18 protein-coding genes are annotated in these 19,405 nt (G+C 58.5%); 8 read left to right on the top strand and 10 right to left on the bottom strand.

The window, feature by feature from the left end:
* Nucleotides 1-3 precede the first annotated feature (3 nt).
* The 4 genes from WH7805_RS04025 to WH7805_RS04010 form a co-directional block, all read right to left on the bottom strand.
* The gene (locus WH7805_RS04025) at nucleotides 4-870 is read right to left on the bottom strand and encodes an alpha/beta fold hydrolase (RefSeq protein WP_006041706.1); all 867 of its coding nucleotides are present in this window, start codon (nucleotides 868-870) and stop codon (nucleotides 4-6) included.
* Nucleotides 867-1,988: an iron-containing alcohol dehydrogenase family protein gene (locus tag WH7805_RS04020; protein WP_006041705.1), complete on the bottom strand. Its 1,122-nt coding sequence runs from the start codon at nucleotides 1,986-1,988 to the stop codon at nucleotides 867-869. Before WH7805_RS04020 ends, WH7805_RS04025 begins: the two co-directional genes overlap by 4 nt.
* 5 nt (nucleotides 1,989-1,993) lie before the next feature.
* Complete coding sequence (locus WH7805_RS04015; RefSeq protein WP_006041704.1) at nucleotides 1,994-4,567, bottom strand: ATP-dependent Clp protease ATP-binding subunit; 2,574 nt, start codon at nucleotides 4,565-4,567, stop codon at nucleotides 1,994-1,996.
* A 132-nt stretch (nucleotides 4,568-4,699) separates the two neighbouring features.
* A complete protein-coding gene (locus WH7805_RS04010) occupies nucleotides 4,700-5,197 on the bottom strand; it encodes a GNAT family N-acetyltransferase (RefSeq protein WP_006041703.1) in 498 nt (165 codons plus the stop codon).
* Nucleotides 5,198-5,256: 59 nt separating this feature from the next.
* On the opposite strand from WH7805_RS04010, the gene lysA reads away from it, so the two are divergent.
* Genes lysA through WH7805_RS03975 form a run of 7 tightly spaced genes read left to right on the top strand, consistent with a single transcriptional unit; the run spans nucleotide 5,257 to nucleotide 11,759 of the window.
* Nucleotides 5,257-6,618 carry a diaminopimelate decarboxylase gene (lysA, locus tag WH7805_RS04005; protein WP_006041702.1) on the top strand — a complete coding sequence of 454 codons (1,362 nt, stop codon included), beginning with the start codon at nucleotides 5,257-5,259 and terminating at the stop codon, nucleotides 6,616-6,618.
* Nucleotides 6,619-6,635: 17 nt separating this feature from the next.
* On the top strand, nucleotides 6,636-7,517 hold the full coding sequence (cdaA, locus tag WH7805_RS04000) for a diadenylate cyclase CdaA (protein ID WP_038004383.1): 882 nt from the start codon (nucleotides 6,636-6,638) through the stop codon (nucleotides 7,515-7,517).
* Nucleotides 7,514-8,311 carry an isoprenyl transferase gene (locus tag WH7805_RS03995; RefSeq protein WP_006041700.1) on the top strand — a complete coding sequence of 266 codons (798 nt, stop codon included), beginning with the start codon at nucleotides 7,514-7,516 and terminating at the stop codon, nucleotides 8,309-8,311. Before cdaA ends, WH7805_RS03995 begins: the two co-directional genes overlap by 4 nt.
* A gap of 26 nt (nucleotides 8,312-8,337) precedes the next feature.
* Nucleotides 8,338-9,315: a biotin synthase BioB gene (gene bioB, locus WH7805_RS03990; RefSeq protein ID WP_006041699.1), complete on the top strand. Its 978-nt coding sequence runs from the start codon at nucleotides 8,338-8,340 to the stop codon at nucleotides 9,313-9,315.
* Entirely contained in the window at nucleotides 9,312-10,259 is a 948-nt protein-coding gene (locus WH7805_RS03985) for a rhodanese-related sulfurtransferase (protein ID WP_006041698.1), read from the top strand. Before bioB ends, WH7805_RS03985 begins: the two co-directional genes overlap by 4 nt.
* A 2-nt stretch (nucleotides 10,260-10,261) precedes the next feature.
* Nucleotides 10,262-11,257: a DUF952 domain-containing protein gene (locus WH7805_RS03980; protein WP_006041697.1), complete on the top strand. Its 996-nt coding sequence runs from the start codon at nucleotides 10,262-10,264 to the stop codon at nucleotides 11,255-11,257.
* 4 nt (nucleotides 11,258-11,261) lie between these two features.
* Complete coding sequence (locus WH7805_RS03975; RefSeq protein ID WP_006041696.1) at nucleotides 11,262-11,759, top strand: hypothetical protein; 498 nt, start codon at nucleotides 11,262-11,264, stop codon at nucleotides 11,757-11,759.
* On the opposite strand, the gene lipA is transcribed toward WH7805_RS03975, so the two are convergent.
* Together lipA and recR are read right to left on the bottom strand one after the other, a co-directional pair.
* Complete coding sequence (gene lipA / locus WH7805_RS03970; protein ID WP_038004999.1) at nucleotides 11,744-12,643, bottom strand: lipoyl synthase; 900 nt, start codon at nucleotides 12,641-12,643, stop codon at nucleotides 11,744-11,746. The two genes, WH7805_RS03975 and lipA, sit on opposite strands and share 16 nt — an antisense overlap.
* 10 nt (nucleotides 12,644-12,653) lie before the next feature.
* A complete protein-coding gene (gene recR, locus WH7805_RS03965) occupies nucleotides 12,654-13,223 on the bottom strand; it encodes a recombination mediator RecR (RefSeq protein WP_038004380.1) in 570 nt (189 codons plus the stop codon).
* Nucleotides 13,224-13,327: 104 nt separating this feature from the next.
* On the opposite strand from recR, the gene psbP reads away from it, so the two are divergent.
* Nucleotides 13,328-13,882 carry a photosystem II reaction center PsbP gene (gene psbP, locus WH7805_RS03960; RefSeq protein ID WP_038004378.1) on the top strand — a complete coding sequence of 185 codons (555 nt, stop codon included), beginning with the start codon at nucleotides 13,328-13,330 and terminating at the stop codon, nucleotides 13,880-13,882.
* A gap of 216 nt (nucleotides 13,883-14,098) precedes the next feature.
* Here the strand turns inward: psbP and WH7805_RS14325 are convergent, their stop codons facing one another.
* The 4 genes from WH7805_RS14325 to WH7805_RS03940 are packed head-to-tail and all read right to left on the bottom strand — an operon-like array spanning nucleotide 14,099 to nucleotide 19,385.
* Nucleotides 14,099-14,449 carry a hypothetical protein gene (locus WH7805_RS14325; protein WP_006041692.1) on the bottom strand — a complete coding sequence of 117 codons (351 nt, stop codon included), beginning with the start codon at nucleotides 14,447-14,449 and terminating at the stop codon, nucleotides 14,099-14,101.
* Between the two features lie 48 nt (nucleotides 14,450-14,497).
* On the bottom strand, nucleotides 14,498-15,403 hold the full coding sequence (locus WH7805_RS03950; protein WP_006041691.1) for an LCP family protein: 906 nt from the start codon (nucleotides 15,401-15,403) through the stop codon (nucleotides 14,498-14,500).
* A gap of 55 nt (nucleotides 15,404-15,458) precedes the next feature.
* The gene (locus WH7805_RS03945) at nucleotides 15,459-17,564 is read right to left on the bottom strand and encodes a cation:proton antiporter (protein ID WP_038004375.1); all 2,106 of its coding nucleotides are present in this window, start codon (nucleotides 17,562-17,564) and stop codon (nucleotides 15,459-15,461) included.
* Between the two features lie 12 nt (nucleotides 17,565-17,576).
* Nucleotides 17,577-19,385: an ABC transporter ATP-binding protein gene (locus tag WH7805_RS03940; protein ID WP_006041689.1), complete on the bottom strand. Its 1,809-nt coding sequence runs from the start codon at nucleotides 19,383-19,385 to the stop codon at nucleotides 17,577-17,579.
* Nucleotides 19,386-19,405: the final 20 nt, after the last annotated feature.

Here is a 19,405-nt window from a genome sequence, read left to right as displayed (position 1 = left end):
GGATCAACCAGGCAGGAACACAGTGTTGCATCGTTCCGAGACGTCCTGAGGTCGATCAATGTGCGGGAGATGACCACAGGCGTCGAGGGCTTCCACCGGATGCTCCAGCAGGGCGCTTAAGGCTTGTTGTTGTCCCGCCCTGAGAATCCTGTCGTTGTTTCCCCAAAGCACATGCATGGGTTGTTGAGGCAGTGGGTGGCCACTGCCTGAGAAGCCACCGCTGCGGGCAAACGCTGCCAGCGCTTCACTCCAGCCTGGACATTGAAGATGGAGAGACGCAATCTGCTCTTCCGCAGGACCGACATCACGGTCTGGATCGGCAAACGCCTGTCGGCAAAGACCACGGCGCACGCCCGGGCGGCTGAGAAACCAGGCACCGAGTCGATCCAGTAGGGGTGGCACGGGCATGGGACGCCCGGTCAGTCCAGCCGGTGCCAGCAGGAGCAGTGTGTTGATCCGATCTGGCTGGCGACGGGCGATCTCCACCGCGACAGCCCCTCCCATCGATGCGCCGACGACACCGATCGGATGGTTGCCGGGGATCCGTTGAAGAACGCGCTCCAGATGGAGCAGAACCGGTTCTCTGCCGTAGTGAGCCGTGCGTGGTCTTGGGCTGAAACCGAAACCGAACAAGTCGGGGATGAACAACTGGAACCGACTGCAAAGCAGTGGTGCGAGCCGTCTGTACTCCAGAAAACTGCTATCGAATCCATGGAGCAGCAAGAGGGGCTGCCCTTGGCCGAGAACGGCGACAGGAAAAGGAGAATCGATCCCCAGTTCAGGGAGGTCCCACCACTGCAGATGGTCGAGAAGCGCAACAGCCTGGGGGTCCAACAGGTTGGAGCGGATGGCCTCGAGTTGAGTTTTCAAGGGCGTCGAACGGCGGGTTCGGCTGCTCCCACAAGAGCTTCCAGAAGCGCTCCAGGCGTCACGGAGAAGGGAAGATGGTGAAGGTCGGATCCTTCACGGCAGGCAAACTCGCACACCTGTTGAAGGTCACTCAAACTGGCATTGGAAAGACCGAGATCGTCGAGGCTCACCGGTAGTCCGAGTTGGATGAGCAGGGGTAACAATTGGCGATGGGCTTGTTCTGCCAAGCGATTGCCACCCAAACGTTCTTCGAGTCGCAACTGAACCAACACTCCGAAGCCCACTTTTTCGCCGTGGAGGGATCCGTGACAAGCCTGGAGTTGGGTGAGCCCGTTATGAACAGCATGGGCTGCAACCGTGCGGCAGCGAGCTCCCCCTAGTCCTCCGATGAGGCCGGCTGTCAGCCCGCAGGCTTCAATCACTCGCACCCAGGCGTCTCCCCCGGGGGACTGCATGGCATCCACACTGTCAATCAAGAGCTGATCCCGCAGCACCCGCGCCATCTGGACAGCTTGCTGAATCAGTCCATCGTGGCTGGCGCCGCTGCTCACTGAGGCTTCATACCACTTGGCAAGGGCATCAGCGATGCCACTGGCGAGAGTGCGGGGTGGTGCCTGGCGAAGAAGATCGTGGTCGAACACCAGAAGATCAGGACAGCGTTTCAAGGCCTGATCGCCAAGAAAGGCTCCTTCAGGGGTGTACAGATTGGAAAGCGCGGTCCAGCCGGCACAAGTTGACGCACTCAGTGGCACTGTGATGCACGGCAGATCAAGACGATCGGCCAAGAGCTTGCCAGCATCCAACACCTTGCCCCCGCCTGCGGCAATGACGGCATCACCGCGGTGAACTGTGAAAGCCGCTTCGAGACGACTTAAATCCTCTTCGCAGCAGTCGTGATTCAGGCATGCAGGCGTGACGTCAAGGCCTGCGGATACCAGGCTGGTAATCAGTCCGTTGCGCAGTGGTTGGGTTGCTGCGCTTCGACCCAAGAACAGTGGTCTGGAGCTGAGCGCACGGATCTTGGTCAGAGCGCTTTGCCATGCACCGGAGCCGCGAATCACGAGGTCCGGTGCAATGCAGTGTTGAGAGATCAAACAGTTGCTGTCTGTTGAGGACATCCAGGTCAGCGACCGGCACTGGCCAGCTCGGGTATGTCGCTGGGCGTGCGGTTGAGGTGTTTAACAACCACCTTGCCATCTTCCACATCAACTTCGGCTTCGTCCCCATCCTTGATGCGACCCGTGAGAACTTCCTCAGCAAGGCTGTCTTCAAGCAGGCGCATGACGGCACGACGCAGTGGTCTTGCGCCGTATGCAGGGTTGTAGCCCTCCTCGACGAGTCGTTCCTTGAACGCATCGGACACAGTGAGAGTGATCCCTTTCTCGCCGATACGCCCGAAGACTTCGCGCAGCATGATTTCTGCGATCTCTTTGACTTCGTCGCGATTGAGCTGCCTGAACACAATGATTTCATCGAGTCGGTTCAGGAACTCAGGGCGGAAGTACTGCTTCAGCTCTTCGTTAACGAGGGAGCGGATTCGGTTGTATTGATTCTCTTCGGCATTTTCGCCGGAGAACTCAAAGCCGAGGCCGCCGCCACCTTTTTCAATCACTTTCGAACCAATGTTCGACGTCATGATGATCAAGGTGTTCTTGAAATCCACAGTCCGACCCTTCGAATCGGTTAAGCGGCCGTCTTCGAGGAGCTGCAGTAACAGGTTGAAGACATCAGGGTGCGCTTTCTCAATCTCATCAAACAGAACCACTGTGTAGGGCCTGCGACGTACGGCTTCAGTGAGTTGGCCGCCCTCATTGAATCCCACGTAGCCCGGAGGAGATCCAATCAGTTTGCTGACCGTATGCCGCTCCATGAATTCCGACATGTCGAGGCGGATCATGGCGTCTTCACTTCCGAAGAAGTAAGCCGCTAGTGCTTTGGTGAGCTCGGTTTTACCCACACCAGTCGGGCCAGAGAAGATAAAGCTGGCAATGGGACGATTGGGATTTTTAAGACCGACACGAGCCCGACGAATGGCCTTGGATACGGCTTTAACAGCCTCGTCCTGACCAATCAAACGCTTGTGCAGCGTTTCTTCCATGTTGAGAAGTTTCACTGATTCACTTTCAGTGAGCTTCTGAACAGGCACACCCGTCCAAGAGGCAACGATTTGGGCGATATCTTCTTCATTCACGACCGGGGTTGTGCCGGTGACCGCTGATTCCGATGTTTCGGACCCTTCCGTTGCCAATGCAGGCTCTCCGGAATTTTCATCTGAAGCCTGCTGCTCAGCGGGGATGTCTTGGCGTGAGGTCTGCAGCAGGGATCTGATCTTGTCTCGAAGCTCAACTTCCTTATCTCGTAGTTCGCCTGCTCTGGTGAAATCTTGCTCGCGAACGGCATCTTCCTTTTCCTTCTGAACGGAGCGAAGTTCCTTGTCCACCTCCTTGGCTTCAGGAGGAAGCTTGGAATTTAAGAGGCGAACGCGGCTGCCGGCTTCATCGATCAGATCGATGGCTTTATCAGGAAGAAAGCGGTCGGAGATGTAACGATCACCGAGGGTTGCTGCCGCTTCAAGAGCTTCATCAGTAATCCGCAGTCTGTGATGTTGTTCGTAGCGCTCACGCAGTCCTCTGAGAATCTCAATGGTGTCCTCAATCGAAGGTTCTCCAACCATGACGGGCTGGAAGCGTCGTTCAAGGGCAGCATCACGCTCAATGTGTTTGCGGTACTCATCGAGGGTGGTGGCTCCGATGCACTGAAGTTCGCCTCTTGCTAAGGCCGGTTTGAGAATGTTTGCTGCATCGATGGCACCTTCAGCGGCACCTGCGCCGATCAAGGTATGCACTTCGTCAATCACAAGAATGACATTCCCGGCTGACTTGATTTCCTCCATAATTTTTTTGAGGCGCTCCTCAAATTCACCTCTGTATTTCGTTCCAGCGACAAGAAGACCTATATCGAGAGTAAGCACACGTTTGTCTTCAAGGATGTCTGGTATGTCTCCTTGTTGAATCCTCTGAGCGAGCCCCTCAGCAATTGCGGTTTTGCCGACACCTGGCTCACCAATCAAAACTGGATTGTTTTTGGTGCGTCGACCAAGAATCTGAATTACGCGATCGATTTCGTTATGACGACCAACAACCGGATCTAATTTGGCTTCGCCAGCAAGCTGGGTGAGATTGTTTCCGAACTCATCGAGTGTCGGGGTCTTCGTGGATCCCTTTGCTCCGGAACCACTGCCACCCCCTGCTCCTACTTCCGCAGTTTCTCCAAGCATGCGAATCACCTGCGTCCGCACCTTGGCAAGGTCGACTCCAAGGTTCTCCAGAACGCGGGCCGCAACGCCTTCACCCTCCCGGATCAGTCCGAGCAGAAGGTGTTCAGTTCCGATGTAGTTGTGACCAAGTTGACGAGCTTCTTCCAGCGAGAGTTCGAGGACCCGTTTGGCTCTCGGGGTAAAGGGGATCTCGACGGCGACGAACCCAGACCCGCGACCAATGATTTTCTCAACCTCGACTCTGGCGTCTTTGAGATTGACGCCCATGGATTTGAGCACTTTGGCGGCGACGCCCGTGCCCTCTCCGATCAAACCCAGGAGGATCTGTTCTGTGCCAACAAAGTTATGGCCGAGGCGACGAGCCTCTTCCTGGGCCAGCATGATCACCTTGATGGCCTTTTCCGTAAACCTTTCGAACATCGTTCAGGCCGGCAGCTGTTGGGACCAAGCTATCAGGAGTAACGGGTTTGCGTGACCTAAAAGGGCTCTGTGCGAGATCCCTGTGATGCCGAGGGTTGAACGCCGTAGAAAGTATTAATCAATGCCGAAATGTTATGGGTTTTCTGTTTGTTCAGTGTGGATATCCCTACCCGTTTTGATTTTTAGCCGCTGCAGGAGTGCATCACTCCCATCTCGGTAGTAATCACGTCGGAATCCGGTGGTCACGAAGCCCAGACTTCCGTACAAGGCAATCGCTGCGGGATTGTTGCTTGAAACATCCAGGTTCGCTTCGACAGCTCCTTTCAGCTGCCCTCGTTGGATCAAGGCTTTCACGATCAAGCTCCCTAGCCCTCGCTTCCTCTGATGGGGGGCAACAGCTACAGCCGTGATCTGGAGTTCGTCAGCCACCAGCCACCCTGCAGCAAGGGCGATGAGGTCGCTTTGTTCGTCTTCCAACCCCAACACAAGCCTGGATTCATCGGTCAGTTCCCTCTCCCATTGTTCTGGCGTCCAGAGGCCCTTCAGCGCGATGCGATCGAGGGCCAGGCAAGCGCCCAGATCTGCTGGACCGAGTGGATGCGGCCCTCTCAGGCCTGGAGGTGGCTGCATGAAAACTCTCCCTATGACGTGGCTCCGTACATTGCTTTTCACTGTTGGTCCACACTTCAATGCCTCAGCCTTTCGACCCCGGGTGTGACCTGAAGAGTCCCAACCGGAACCTCGCACCGATCACCGCGGAGATCGATGACCAGGGAAAGCTTTCCATCGGCGGTTGTGTGTTGAGCGAACTGGCGGAGCGCTATGGGACACCGTTATACGTTTTGGATGAAGCCAGTATCCGCCAGGCTTGTAGGGCCTATCGAGAGGCTCTTGAGCGTCACTATCCGGGCCCTTCTCTGGCGATCTACGCCTCCAAAGCCAACAGCTCGATGGCTCTCACAGCTGTCGTGGCTTCCGAAGGACTCGGACTCGATGCGGTATCGGCTGGGGAGTTGATCACAGCTCTCGATGGAGGCATGCCCGCCGATCGGATGGTGCTGCATGGCAACAACAAATCTTCTGAGGAGCTTGCTCTTGCTTATCGGAACGGCGTGATGGTGGTCGCCGACAATCAACACGATCTGGATTTACTCCAAACCATCGTTCCAGACCAGGGTGAACCGGTGCGGCTCATGCTCCGCTTCACGCCAGGGATCGAATGTCACACCCATGAGTACATTCGTACCGGCCACCTTGACAGCAAGTTCGGCTTCGACCCGGATCAGCTGGAGCCGGTCCTCCGTTCTTTGCAAGGCGCGTCCTGGGCCAGGGTCGAGGGTCTGCATGCGCATATCGGCTCTCAGATCTTTGAGCTAGAGCCCCACCGAGATCTCGCCGCCGTGATGGCCGATGCCCTCCTTCTGGCGAGAACTCTTGGGCACCCTGTTGAGGATCTGAATGTGGGTGGAGGTCTGGGGATCCGCTACACAGCCAGTGACGACCCCCCAAGCATTGATGCATGGGTTCAAGTCGTCGGTTCGGCTGTGGCGTCCGCTTGCCGAGAACGGAATCTTGAGTTGCCGCGCCTTCTTTGTGAACCCGGTCGATCTCTTGTGGCTACAGCAGGAGTGACGCTGTACACAGTCGGTGCAAGAAAGGTAGTGCCAGGGATCCGTACCTATTTGTCTGTGGATGGAGGCATGAGCGACAACCCCAGACCGATTACCTATCAATCGCAGTACACCGCCTGCCTTGCAGATCGCCCCCAGGCAAGAGCTGAGGAAATGGTCACTATCGCCGGCAAGCACTGTGAGTCAGGTGATGTACTGCTCAAGGACCTCGCCTTTCCCTCCTGCAGCAGTGGGGACATTCTTGTTGTTCTTGCGACTGGCGCTTACAACAGTTCGATGAGCTCCAACTACAACCGAATCCCTCGACCTGCTGCTGTTCTGATCAGTGCGTCTGAAGCGGAGCTGGTTCAGCGGAGGGAACAGCCAGAGGATTTGCTGCGCTACGACCTGCTGCCAGAACGGCTGCGATCGTTAGTCTAAAAAAAGAGGAGGGATGGATGAACGTGTTGGCGGTAATGCAGTGGCGCCAGCTGTTCGACCTTGTCTGGGCTTCAGTTGTGCAGTGGCGCCTTCTCGACATCCTTTGTGCAGTATTGGTCGGGTTCTTGCTGTTCTCTCGCGTCAGGGAACCGCGAACTCTTTGGTTGCTCAGAGGATATCTCTTTCTTGTTTTTCTGGCCTGGTTCTTCAAGTGGTCTGGGAAGCTCCCTCTCACATCAACGTTCATTGATGCGTTGGTTTTGGCATGCTCTTTGTCGCTGGCCATTCTCTGGCAGGGTGAGCTGCGAAGGTTGATGGAACTTCTCGGCACAGGCCGGTTGGCAGTGCTGCTTGGGAATCCACAGAGTCGACTCAGAACGACTGCTAGCACGGTTGCTCAGCTCACCGAGGCTGCTGGGCGCCTGTCGAAGAGCCGTCGTGGGGCTCTGATCGTGGTTGATCTCGGCAGTGATCTCAGGCCTGAGGACTTTCTCAATCCTGGTGTGACTGTCGATGCGCAGCTCAGTAAAGAGCTGCTTCTCAATCTGTTCGCTTCCGATACCCCTCTTCACGATGGTGCGGTGGTGATTAAGGGGAATCGCATCATTTCAGCTGGTGTGATCCTGCCTCTGTCCAGGCAGGGGGTCAGTCGCTACGGCACCCGACATCTGGCAGCACTGGGAATCACCGAACGCTTCGACCGCTGCATCTGCGTGGTGATATCCGAGGAGTCTGGAACCCTCTCGTTGGCAAACCAGGGAAGGCTCGAGCGCCCGATCACGAGTTCTCGTCTTCAGGACCTCCTCACCGAATTAATTGCCGCTTCTGTTTCATCGGCATCGATGAAAGTTCCGTCTCCACGTAGCGTTAAGACAGGAACTCAGGAATCTTTGCCTTGAGTCGTCAACTGGCCACCAGTGCCGATCAGGTTCATTCCAGATGCATTCCCGACGGTCTGGATCTGTCCAAGCTTCCTGGGCACCTAGCGGTGATCATGGATGGCAATGGACGCTGGGCCAAAGCTCGAGGGTTGCCCAGGGTGATGGGTCACAGAGCAGGTGTCGAAGCACTCAAGTCCACACTCCGACTCTGCAGCGACTTGGGCATCCGTGCCCTCACGGCCTATGCGTTTTCGACGGAAAACTGGTCGCGCCCCGGAGAGGAGGTGAATTTCTTGATGACCCTGTTCGAACGGGTGCTGCAGCGGGAACTCCATGCTCTGGAATCAGAGCAGGTTCGAATCAGGTTTCTCGGTGATCTGGAAGATCTCCCATTGCGACTGCAGACGCTGATCGCTGATGCCATGAGGCGAACTGCCGACAACCGTGGCATCCATTTCAATGTTTGTACCAACTACGGCGGACGCCGGGAGTTGGTCAGAGCGTCACGACGCCTCGCTGAGCGGGTAGCCCTTGGGGAACTTGAGGTTTCCCAGATCGATGAGAACACACTGGCCGCAGAGCTTTACACCGTTGGAGAGCTCGATCCGGACCTTCTCATCCGCACGAGCGGAGAGCGGAGGATCAGCAACTTCCTGCTCTGGCAACTGGCCTATGCGGAGATTCATGTCACCGACGTGTTCTGGCCGGATTTCGGTGCCGATGCGCTGTTCTCCGCTCTGCTCGACTACCAGAGTCGTTGCCGGCGCTTTGGTGGCCTTGACGGGGTCACGCCGGATGCTCTGGGATCCTGATCACTGCAGGACACGTGGCTGGTGCGATGAGCGAACAGGTAGATCAACGCCATGACTGGACTCTGGGGGAGATTGAAGACCTTCTCCAGAGCCCTTTGATGGATCTTCTTTGGAGTGCTCAGGGTGTCCACAGGGCCGCCAATCCCGGCTACAGAGTGCAACTGGCTTCACTGCTCAGCGTCAAGACCGGAGGCTGCGAGGAGGACTGTGCGTACTGCCCTCAGTCGATGCATCACAGCAGTGATGTCACCGGTCAGCCGGATCTTGAGGTGAGGGCGGTTCTGGACAGGGCCCGTGTGGCCGCCGAGGCCGGTGCGGATCGCTTTTGTATGGGATGGGCTTGGCGTGAGATACGTGAGGGGCCTGCATTCGAATCGATGCTGGCCATGGTGCGTGGTGTACGGGAGCTTGGCCTCGAGGCCTGCGTGACCGCGGGCATGCTCACTGACATGCAGGCTCAGCGACTGGCGGAGGCTGGGCTCACGGCCTACAACCACAACCTCGACACCAGCCCGGAGCACTACGACAACATCATCACGACTCGCACCTATCAGGAGCGTTTGGAAACGCTTCAGAGGGTTCGTCAGGCGGGCGTGACGCTCTGCTGTGGCGGAATTATCGGCATGGGCGAATCGCTGCGGGATCGCGCCTCAATGCTGCAGGTGTTGGCGTGTCTGGATCCCCATCCTGAGAGTGTGCCGATCAATGCGCTCGTTGCTGTGGAGGGAACCCCACTGGAGGCCCAACCGAGCATCGACCCCTTGGAGCTTGTGCGCATGGTGGCTGTCGCCCGCATCTTGATGCCCCACAGCAGGGTACGGCTGAGTGCTGGGCGTGAGCAGCTCAATCGAGAAGCTCAGATCCTCTGTCTGCAGGCGGGAGCCGACTCGATTTTTTATGGAGATTCCCTGCTCACCACCAGCAACCCAGCGGTTGAGTCCGACCGTGCCCTTCTCGCTGCAGCTGGAGTGCAGGCCAGCTGGCAGGAGCGCTCTGTCGCATGAGCCTGAAGCCTCCGGCTCCATCCCGGTTCCTGGTGGCTGCGTTCTACGCCTTCACGCCGCTAGAGGGGGACACGCTCGCACGATTGCTGGAGGAGCTTCCAGCACTGGCTGCTCAGGGGAACGTTCTCGGATCCGTGCTGCTCGCATCTGAGGGGGTGAATGGAACCATTTCCGGTTCCGATGAGGGGGTTGGCCAACTTCTGAAGCGCTTGCGGTCTGACCTGCAACTTGGCAATGCGCACTTTGAGCGCCTTCAGGTGAAATTCAGTCACTGTGACCGCCAGGTCTTCCGGCGGTTCAAAGCGAGGCGGAAAAAGGAGATCGTGACCATGGGTGTCCCGTCGGTCGATCCGCGCGCGCGAGTGGGCACGTACGTTTCCCCGTCCGAATGGAATGCTGTGGTGGACGATCCGGACACGCTCCTCATCGACACGCGCAATCGCTACGAGGTGGCCATTGGCAGCTTTGAGGGTGCTGTCGATCCAGGCACCGATAGCTTCAGAGAGTTTCCTGAATGGGTTGAAAAGGAACTTCGCCCGCTCGTAGAGAGCAGGGCTCCAGCTCGGATTGCCATGTTCTGCACTGGTGGCATCCGTTGCGAGAAAGCCAGCAGTTATCTGATGCAGAACGGTTTTCCTGAGATTCATCATCTTCAGGGAGGGATTCTCAGCTACTTGGAGCAGATTCCCGAATCCGCAAGCCGCTGGAGGGGGGAGTGCTTCGTGTTCGATCAGCGTGTCGCTCTCAACCACCAGCTTCAACCTGGGCAGCACAGGCTTTGTCATGCCTGCGGCCTGCCGCTCACGCCTGAGCAACGGACCATGGAGAGTTACATCCCCGGTGTGCAGTGTCTTCACTGCAAGGACCTGTTCTCGGATCGGGATCGTGCCCGTTTCCGTGAACGCCAACGCCAGTGGGAGCAGCAGCACGCAGGTGGTCACTGACCATGACAGCCCTGCCGATCCTCTACAGCTTCCGGCGTTGTCCTTACGCGATGCGAGCCCGCTGGGCCATTCTCGAGGCAGGCCTCCTGGTGCGATGGAGGGAGGTGGAACTCAAGGCGAAGCCCGCCGCCATGCTGGAGAGGTCGCCGAAAGGGACCGTTCCTGTTCTTGTGCTCTCCGACGGGACGACCGTCGATGAAAGTGCGGATGTGATCCACTGGGCTCTGCACCAGGCTGATCCCCGCGACCTCGCCCGTCGGCAGTGCCTCAAGCAGCAAGCCGAGATCCGTGATCTGATCAACGCCAACGATGGTGTGTTCAAGCATCATCTGGATCGCTTCAAATACACAGATCGTTATCCCGGAGCCTGCAAAGAACACCACCAACAGGCTGGTCTGGAGATTCTCCATCGCTGGTCGCAGCGGATCGACGGCCATGGAGGCTGGCTTCTCGACGGTGGATGTTCGCTGGCGGATGGGGCCTTGTTCCCATTTGTGCGTCAGTGGCGGATTGCCGATCCGCAGGGATTCGACAGTGATCAGGGGTTGAAGGGCCTGCGCGGCTGGTTGCAGGGCTTCCTCGACAACCCTGGATTTGAACGCTTGATGCAACGGGCCGATCCATGGGCTCCAGGGGGGCATCAGCCCCATTTCCCAGCCGACGCCATTGCCGTACCCAAGGACCAACCTCTGTTCCATCTGGCTCTTGCAGAGGACTGGTCGCAGGCCGAGCGTTGCGGCCACTACTCCACCTCAACCCGAGGGTTGTCTTTGGAACAGGTGGGTTTCATTCACCTGTCCTGGCGAGACCAGATACCCGATACCTTTCGGCGTTTTTACGCTGATGCCGGTGATGTTCGCTTGCTCACCGTGGATCCGATGCAGATTCAGGCCCCCTTGCGCGCTGATGCCGTTCCCAGTGGAGAGCTGTTCCCCCACCTCTATGGCGCCTTGCCTGTTGAGGCGGTGACCTCGGTCACCTCTTACCCCTCAGACTGAGCCAATGCTGGATCAACTTGAACGCGAGGCTTGCAGCCGCGACCTGTTGCTGAGGTTGCAGGTGGGACGTCCCCTGGGCCTGTGGAGTCTGCGTCTTGTGGTGGCCCGCTCCAGCGAGGAGAGGCTGCAGTTGCTCGGGGAGATGAAAGCCTGGGCCTATGGACGCTCCGGTGGACTTCAGCTCGACACGCTGCGTGTTCTCCCCGGTGCACCGGCGGGATGCGCTGATCTGATCTGGGCCGCGACTATGGCCTGGGCCCTTGAAGCCACCCCGTGCCGCCGTGCCCGCTTGCTCGCCATCAGAGATGACGAGCGTCAGCATCGGCGACTGGTCCGCTACTTCCAGGCCAAGGGATTCCAGTCGGTGCGGGAGGTGCAGGCTGCTCTTTTGGATCTCCCTCTGCGCATGGTGTGGGGCGGTGCAGGTGAACTGATGGTGGGCGACTGTGCTGTTGTGCTCGAAGGCGCTCTTGGGCGTTGGCGTGCTCAGGCCGCGGCGTGATAACTGCTGCGCACCAGTGGTGCGCTGCGCACTACGGAGAAGCCAAGCTCCCTGGCGATAGTCCCCAGTTCCGCGAATTCATCCGGATGCCAGTAGCGGGCGACGGGAATGTGGGCCAGGGAAGGCCGCATGTACTGACCGATGGTCAGGCGCTGGCAGTTCACAGAGCGGAGGTGCTCCATGGTTTGGATCACCTCCTCCCGGGTCTCGCCTAGCCCGAGCATCAGTCCGCTCTTGGTGGGAATCTCAGGTGCGAGTTCCTTCGCAGCGGCCAGCAATCCAAGCGAGCGTTCATAGGTCGCTCCCCGTCTCACTTCGCCCTGCAATCGCTCAACGGTTTCCAGATTGTGGTTGAAGCAGATGGGTAGGGCATCCAGAACCGTTTTCAATCGCTGCCGCTGGACCTGGACTCCTTCGCGCTGGTCTGGCCGCCCGCCCCAGAAGTCTGGAGTGAGCACCTCGATCGCGATCAACGGATTGCGCTGTCGGATCGCCTCCATGGCACTGGTGAAGAGGGATGCTCCATGGTCCTCAAGATCGTCTCGGGCGACTGCGGTGAGCACCACATAACGCAGCTCCATAGTGATCACGGCATCCGCCACCCGCTCTGCTTCCAAGGGGTTCAGGGCTTCGGGGGCCCGGCCCTTGTCCACCTGACAGAACGCACAACTGCGGGTGCAGATGGACCCACCCAGCAGAAATGTGGCCGTGCCGGCGGCATAACACTCGCCCCGATTCGGGCAGCGTCCTTCTTCACAGATGGTGTGAAGAGCGTTGGATTTCACAAGGGTCTGAACACGTTCGATCGCGGAGGCGTCGCCTACGGATCGCCGCAACCATTCGGGTAGACGTTCCCTCGGTGGGATGGAGGAATAGCGACTGATCTGACCCATGTCACTCGACAGCCCTTCGCCCTTCGAGCGCCCGGCTGAGGGTGACCTCGTCGGCGTATTCCAGTTCGCTGCCCACCGGGAGTCCGTAGGCGATTCGGCTCACCGTGGTGAAAGGTTTCAGCAGCCGAGCCACATAGAGGCTCGTGGTGTCTCCTTCCACGCTGGGTGTGAGGGCAAGGATCACTTCTTCGGTGTTGCTGGCTGCAACCCTTTTCACCAAGCTGGAGATCTGAAGCAGGTCGGGTCCGATTCCATCCATGGGCGAGATCAGGCCTCCAAGAACGTGATAGTGGCCGGAAAATTCCCGTGTGCGCTCTAGCGCCAGGAGATCGCGTGAATCGGCCACAACACAGATCTGGCCGTTGGACCGTTCGGGATTGCGGCAGATCTCACAGATTGGCTCTGCGCTGAGGTGGTGGCAGGTCTGGCATTGGCCGACCTCCGTTCGCGCTGCCAAGAGTGCATTGGCAAAACTGTGGATCTGCTCCTCCGGTTGGCGAAGCAGATGCAGGGCCAGTCGCTGGGCAGTGCGTGGTCCGATACCAGGCAACCGCTCGAATTGATCGATCAGCCGTGCCAGTGGGCGGGTGAAGCCGCTCAGAACTCTTTGGCAAGTGTCTGAAATCTAGGCAGGCATTTGCGCGGGCAGAATGGCCACATCCTGACGATGGCCCGATGCGTTTTTCGCTGCACTCTTCGCTCAGAACGTTGTGCGCACTGCTCTGCATCTTGATGCTGACCGCTTGCAGCGGAGCGGGGGCGGGGCTCAACTCCTTCAAGAGCCCAGATGGACGTTATGCCTTCCTCTATCCGACCGGGTGGACTCGCGTGGCCGTGACCGGGGGGCCGCAGGTGGTCTTTCACGATCTGATCAATAGCGATGAGACCGTCAGCCTGGTGGTCTCGGATGTGGATCCAGACGATGACCTTGAAGAGCTGGGTAGTGCCGTTGCCGTTGGCGAACGACTCCGCCGGGACGTGATTGCTCCGGACGGCAGTGGCCGTGAGGCAGATCTCATCGAAGCGCGTGAACGGGAGAGCGACGGTCATACGTTTTATGACCTGGAATACGCGGTTCATCTTCAGGACCGTGATCGACACGAGCTGGCCACTGTCGTGGTCGATCGCGGTCGCCTTTACACCCTGGCCACCAGCACCAACGAGGAACGCTGGACAAAAGTGCAGGGTTTGTTCGAGTCAGTGATCACCTCCTTCACCCTGCTGATCTGAGTTGCTGCCGTTTGTTTGAACTGTCCTCCCGCCTGAAGCGGCAGTCGCGAGTCAGCAGCAGGATGTTTTTTTGACGACATCCAGCCGGGTTGAACGACTCAGAGGTCGCTTGAGTGGCCTCTCTGACCACCAGCAGGTGGGGACGTTTTTGGTTGGCATCGGCGGTTTATTGGGTCTTTGGCTGATTTTTTGGCCTGTCCCGACCCAGGTGGAAGGTCAGGGCGTCTGGAACGGCAGCTCGAGCAGCAGAAAGGCAATCTCGAGCAGCTGATCCTTCAGAACGAGAAGCTCAACCAACGCGATGCACTGCGCATCGCCACTGCCAAGGCAGCCCTGGACACGGCTCTGGCCAAGCTGGATGACATCGAGATCCAGCGCAAAGATGAAATCGCAAAGTTTCAGGAGATCAAGCTTGGTATCGAAACCGAACAACTCGATTGAACCTTCCAGATCGACGATCTCAAGCGCAAGCTGAAGGTGACGGAAGCCAAGATCGCCTTCGATGGCACAGGTGATCAGGATGCTGTGACCCAGTCGAAGACTCTGTCGCAGCAGATTGCTGTCCAATCCATTCCTGACATCTCCGACAGTGTGGTTTTCTCCTCTGCCTTTGGCTCAGAACAGAAAGCGATAGCGCCAGCTGCTGGACTCAGTGGCATCGCTGCCCCGGGGCCTCTCACCCGGCCACTCCGTCTCCAGATAACTGATTCCATTGCGATAGAAGGGTCGCGCCGGTAGCCGTTCGGTTTCCAGTTCGGTGAGACCCATCGCCGTGATCAACCCCCCCAGTTCCATCGCGCCGAGATCTGTGTCGAGATTGCGGCCCGCCGCCTTGATCAGCGCTGGGAGCTTCAGCAGATGCTGGGGTTTCGTCAGGGTGCTGAACAGGCTTTTCAGAACCAGCTTTTGACGTTCGAGTCGTCCGAGGTCTCCTTCCCCGTCATGGCGCCAGCGCAGGAATCCCTCCAGCTCACGGCCGCGGAGCACTTGGGGGCCCGGCTGTAGATCGATCAGCAAACCCTGGCTGTTGTCGCGGTAGTAAAGCCGTTTGGGAACATCCACTTCCACGCCGCCCACCAGATTGCTCAGGGTGCGGATTCCTTCCAGATTCACAAGGATGTGATGGTCGATCGGACGTCCCATCAGCCGTGAAAGTTCCTTCTTCACGGCGTCCGCGCCACCACGAGCAAACAAGGCATTGGCCTTGAGCGGACCGAAGCTGCGTGAATCGATGTAACTGTCCCTAGGAATTTGGGTGATCGAAGTTCGGCCCGCTTCGAGCCTCACGGTGAAAATGGCGTCGGTGTTTCCGCCTCCTTCATCCACCCCCAAAACCAGGATCTCGCGATTGTCGAAGACCGACCAGGCCGAGAATGGATTGCTGACCGGAATCATTGGCGGGGCGTCCGCATCCGGCATCAGAGCTCGGCTCAGCGGAATTGCCAACAGAAATCCTCCTGCCAGCCCTCCGGCAGCCGCCATGAGAAGGGTTTTGATTCCGACGCGCTGCCGGTAGTTCATGCCTTTAACTTAGGCGGTTATTTCCCAGCTCTTAAGGCTTTCTTCACGTTGCTGCTTAGTGCAGGGGGTCGCTGACCACCAAGGAAGCGCACTTCAGCTGGTTCACCAGATTGCTTGTGCGGTCACTGGCAGGGATCGGCAGACCTGCAACTCGCCGTCGCTGAGAGCGCAGGATCACCAGATCGTGATTACGGCTCTGGACGTGAATGAATCGATCGATTCCAGGCCCTTCGCAGAGTTCAATGCGCAGATCAAGTCCTTCGGCGTCGTCCCGAGCAGACCAACTGAGCAGTTCTTCACGCATCCAAGATCGGTCATGCCGATTGAAGCGAGGGTCATGAATGTGGAGGAGGGTGATTCTTGCGCCATTGGTCTCCCCTGCGCTGCCCTGAAGGCGCAATGCCAGCTCGAACTGTTCCCGCGCATTGGAGGAGAGATCCTTGATTGGAACAAGGATTCTGCGGAATTCCGTCTCGGTCTCTTCCTTCAGATTCACCACCACCACGGGACAATGCGCCGTTCTGCAGACTCCATCCACCAAGTCGCCGAAGAGCCAGTTGCGCAAGCGATCGGGACGGCCAGCACCTATCAGAAGTAAATCGGCTCCTTGCTCAAGGGCGCTGCGGCTCATGCCGCCAGGGATGTCCTCATCCAATCGGAGTAAGCACCGTGTGTTCACCGAGAGGTGGTTGCCGATCACTGACGCCTCTTTGAGGCGCTCTCGTGCCGCGGCCAGGGCTCTGTTCAGACCACCTCTTGCATCCTCGAGATTGGGGCTGACCAGGGCCAGGGGCAGCAGCTGTCCGCTCTTGGCATCGTCTCCTTTGAGCAAGCGTGCAGCAATGGTCAGAAGGCGCCTCTCTGTGTCTGGATTCGAGATGGGCACAACCACGTTCAGGGGCCTTCGGACCACGGCTCGGATGCGCGTGTTGGCGGTTTCATTCCTTGCTGAGCCGCTGAGGATCGGATTGGAGCTGCTCTCATCTGGTTCCATCAGCGCCACAACGGAGCGGGTGGTCAGGGTCGGGCCAAGGGTCGCCGTCACCACCATCACGGCGAGCACACTGTTCAGCACCGTGGCATCAAGCAGTCCGGCTTGAAATCCCACGAAGGCTGTGGCCAGGGTGGCGGCCACCTTCGGCATCGCCAGGGACCACATCAGCAAGATCTGATTGTTGCTGTACCGGAACCAGCGGCCGGCGATCACAGCGGCCAGGGCCTTGCAGCCAAGAGCCCCAATCAGCATCAACGCGGTGAAGTCGAGCGTGTTCACGCTCGCGGCGAGGTCACTGAGATTGAGCAGCAGCCCAAGGTGGATGAAGAAGATGGGAATGAAGAGTGCCCCACCGACGAAGATCACCTGCTCCTTCACTCTCCCTTCCGGCAACACGGAATTAACGGCTAGTCCGGCGAGAAAAGCGCCCACAATTTTTTCGACACCTGCGAGTTCAGCGCCAAGTGAGGCGATGAACAGAGCAAGCAACACTGTGAGAAAAACTCGGTTTTCATCGGTGATGCTTCGCATCCAGAGACGTCGTCCGAGCCATCGGATCGCCCAGACCACCCCCAGAGAGAAAAGCGCGATGCTGGCGAACAACCCTGTCATCCCCGCTGCTGTGAGGTTTCCGCGACCAAGACCCAGGGCGACAGCGAGCAGGAGCAACGCGGCGATATCCGTGAGGATTGTGCTGCCAACGCTGACGATTACCGACTCATCACGCTGGGCTCCATAGCTGCGCACGATCGGGTAGCCAAGGGGGGTGTGCGTTGCCATCAGAGCCCCGAGGAGCAGGCTGGGGACCAGGGAGAAACCAAAAAGCTGGCCGATACCGACCCCTGTGGCGACGCCGAAGGCAAACACCAACAAACCGAATCCCACCGAGCGGTTTTTGACGCGGTTGAATTCCTCGAGATCGATCTCCAGCCCGACGGTGAACAGCAGGTAGATCGCGCCGATGTCGGAGAGCAGGGTGATGGTTTCTCCCTGGGCATCAAGCCATTGCAGGCAGTGGGGACCCACCAAAACGCCTGCTGCCAAAAGGCCCACGAGGTCTGGTAGTCGCAGGCGTCTGGTGAGAGGTGGCACCAGCACGGCGATGGCCACCAGCAGGGCGAAAATGCCCAGCGGATGCTCCATCATGTGATGTATTGAAGCTGACATCAGCTCCTGCGATTAGAGGACCAGAGCTTCGTCGCTTCGGAGACCGGCTTGCACGCGCCAAAGGTCCGCATAGGCACCTGGCTGATGCAGAAGTTGATCATGGGTTCCGTCTTCAACGATGCGTCCCTGATCCATGACGACGATTCGATCGGCATGACGCACCGTGCTGAGGCGATGGGCAATCACCAGTGTGGTGCGGTTGGCGGTGATGTGCATCAGGGATCGCTGGATCGCCGCTTCAGTGTCGTTATCAACGGCGGCTGTGGCCTCATCGAGCACCAGGATCGGCGCATCTTTCAGGATGGCCCGTGCGAGGGCGATGCGCTGACGCTGACCACCCGAGAGCCTCTGGCCTCGTTCGCCCACCACCGTGTCAAATCCATCCGGGAGGGCGTCGATGAAGTCGAGCGCTTCGGCCTGTCGGGCCGATTCACGCACCGCCGCTTCGGTGGCCTCCGGAGCCGCATAGGCGATGTTGTCCCTCACGGTGCCATGAAACAAGTAGATGTCCTGGCTGACGAGAGCGATCGCTCGCCGCAGGTCACCCAGTTGCAATTGATCGATCGGGATGTCATCGAGAAGGATCTGGCCTCCGCTCAGGGGATACAGACGCAGCAGAAGTTTCACGAGAGAGCTTTTCCCTGATCCGGTCGCGCCGACAATCCCCAGGGTGCTTCCTGCCTTGATGGTCAGATCGAAGTGATTCAGGAGAGGTGGCCGGTCCCGGTACGAGAAGTTCACGGCCTGATAACGCACTTCGCCCCGGATGCGGGCTTGATCCAGCGTCCGGTTGCCTCCAGCGATCCGGATCGGTGTGTCGATCAGATCCAGTACCCGGTGGGTGGAGGCCATGGACCGCTGGTAATCATCAAGCGTGCGGCCGAGCGTGGTGAGAGGCCAAAGCAATCGCTGGGTGATGAATACCAGAAAGCTGTAGGTGCCAACAGCGATCACGCCTTGCCACGCCTGGAGACCTCCGATCAGGAGGATTGCCAGGAACGCGAACAAGATCGCAAAGCGAATGAGGGGGATGAAGGCAGCCGAGATGCGAATGGCGCTGCGGTTGCAGTGCCGGTAAGCATTGCTCTCCTCCCGCAGTTGCTCCATCTCCCAGGCCTCGTTGGCGAAGCTCTTGATGGTGAGCATTCCCCCTAGGTTGTTGCTGAGTCGGGCTGCCAGGTTGCCGGCCCGTTCACGAACCTCCCGGTAGCGCGGAGCCAGCTGGCGTTGAAAACGCAGGGATCCCCAGAGAATCACTGGAATGGGCAGAAAGCTGAAGAGCGCCACCCCTGGAGCCACAACGGTCATGGCGCCTCCTACCAGCAAAACGGTTGTGATCAGATGCAGGATTTCGTTGGCACCGTGATCAAGAAAGCGCTCGAGCTGGTTGATGTCGTCATTGAGAACGGTCAGCAGCCGGCCGCTGCTGTCGCGCTCAAAAAAATCCATCTCCAACTTCTGGAGATGGTCGTAGGCCTCAAGCCGAAGACTGTGCTGCGTGGATTGGGCGAGATTTCGCCAGAGCACTCCATATAAGTACTCAAAGAGCGATTCAGCTGTCCAGACGATGAAGGACATCCCAGCCAGCACCGTGAGCTGGGTCGGCACCGTTGTCGCACCGAGTTTCGCCAGCCAGGACGTGTCCTGCTGGACGACAACATCCACCGCAAGGCCGATCAGCACTGGCGGAGCGAGGTCGAAGATCTTGTTGATCACTGAACAGCTTGCCGCCACCCAGACTCTCCGCCGATAAGGCCTCAAGTGGAGAATCAGACGGCTGAGTGCGGCCGGACTTCGTGCTGGAGCAACAGAGAACGGCATCTGCGGATTCTGCAGTCCTT

This window comes from Synechococcus sp. WH 7805 (assembly GCF_000153285.1).
Lineage (GTDB): Bacteria > Cyanobacteriota > Cyanobacteriia > PCC-6307 > Cyanobiaceae > Synechococcus_C.
Note: the sequence above shows the minus strand (reverse complement) of the source record. Positions and strands in the feature narration are given on the sequence as shown.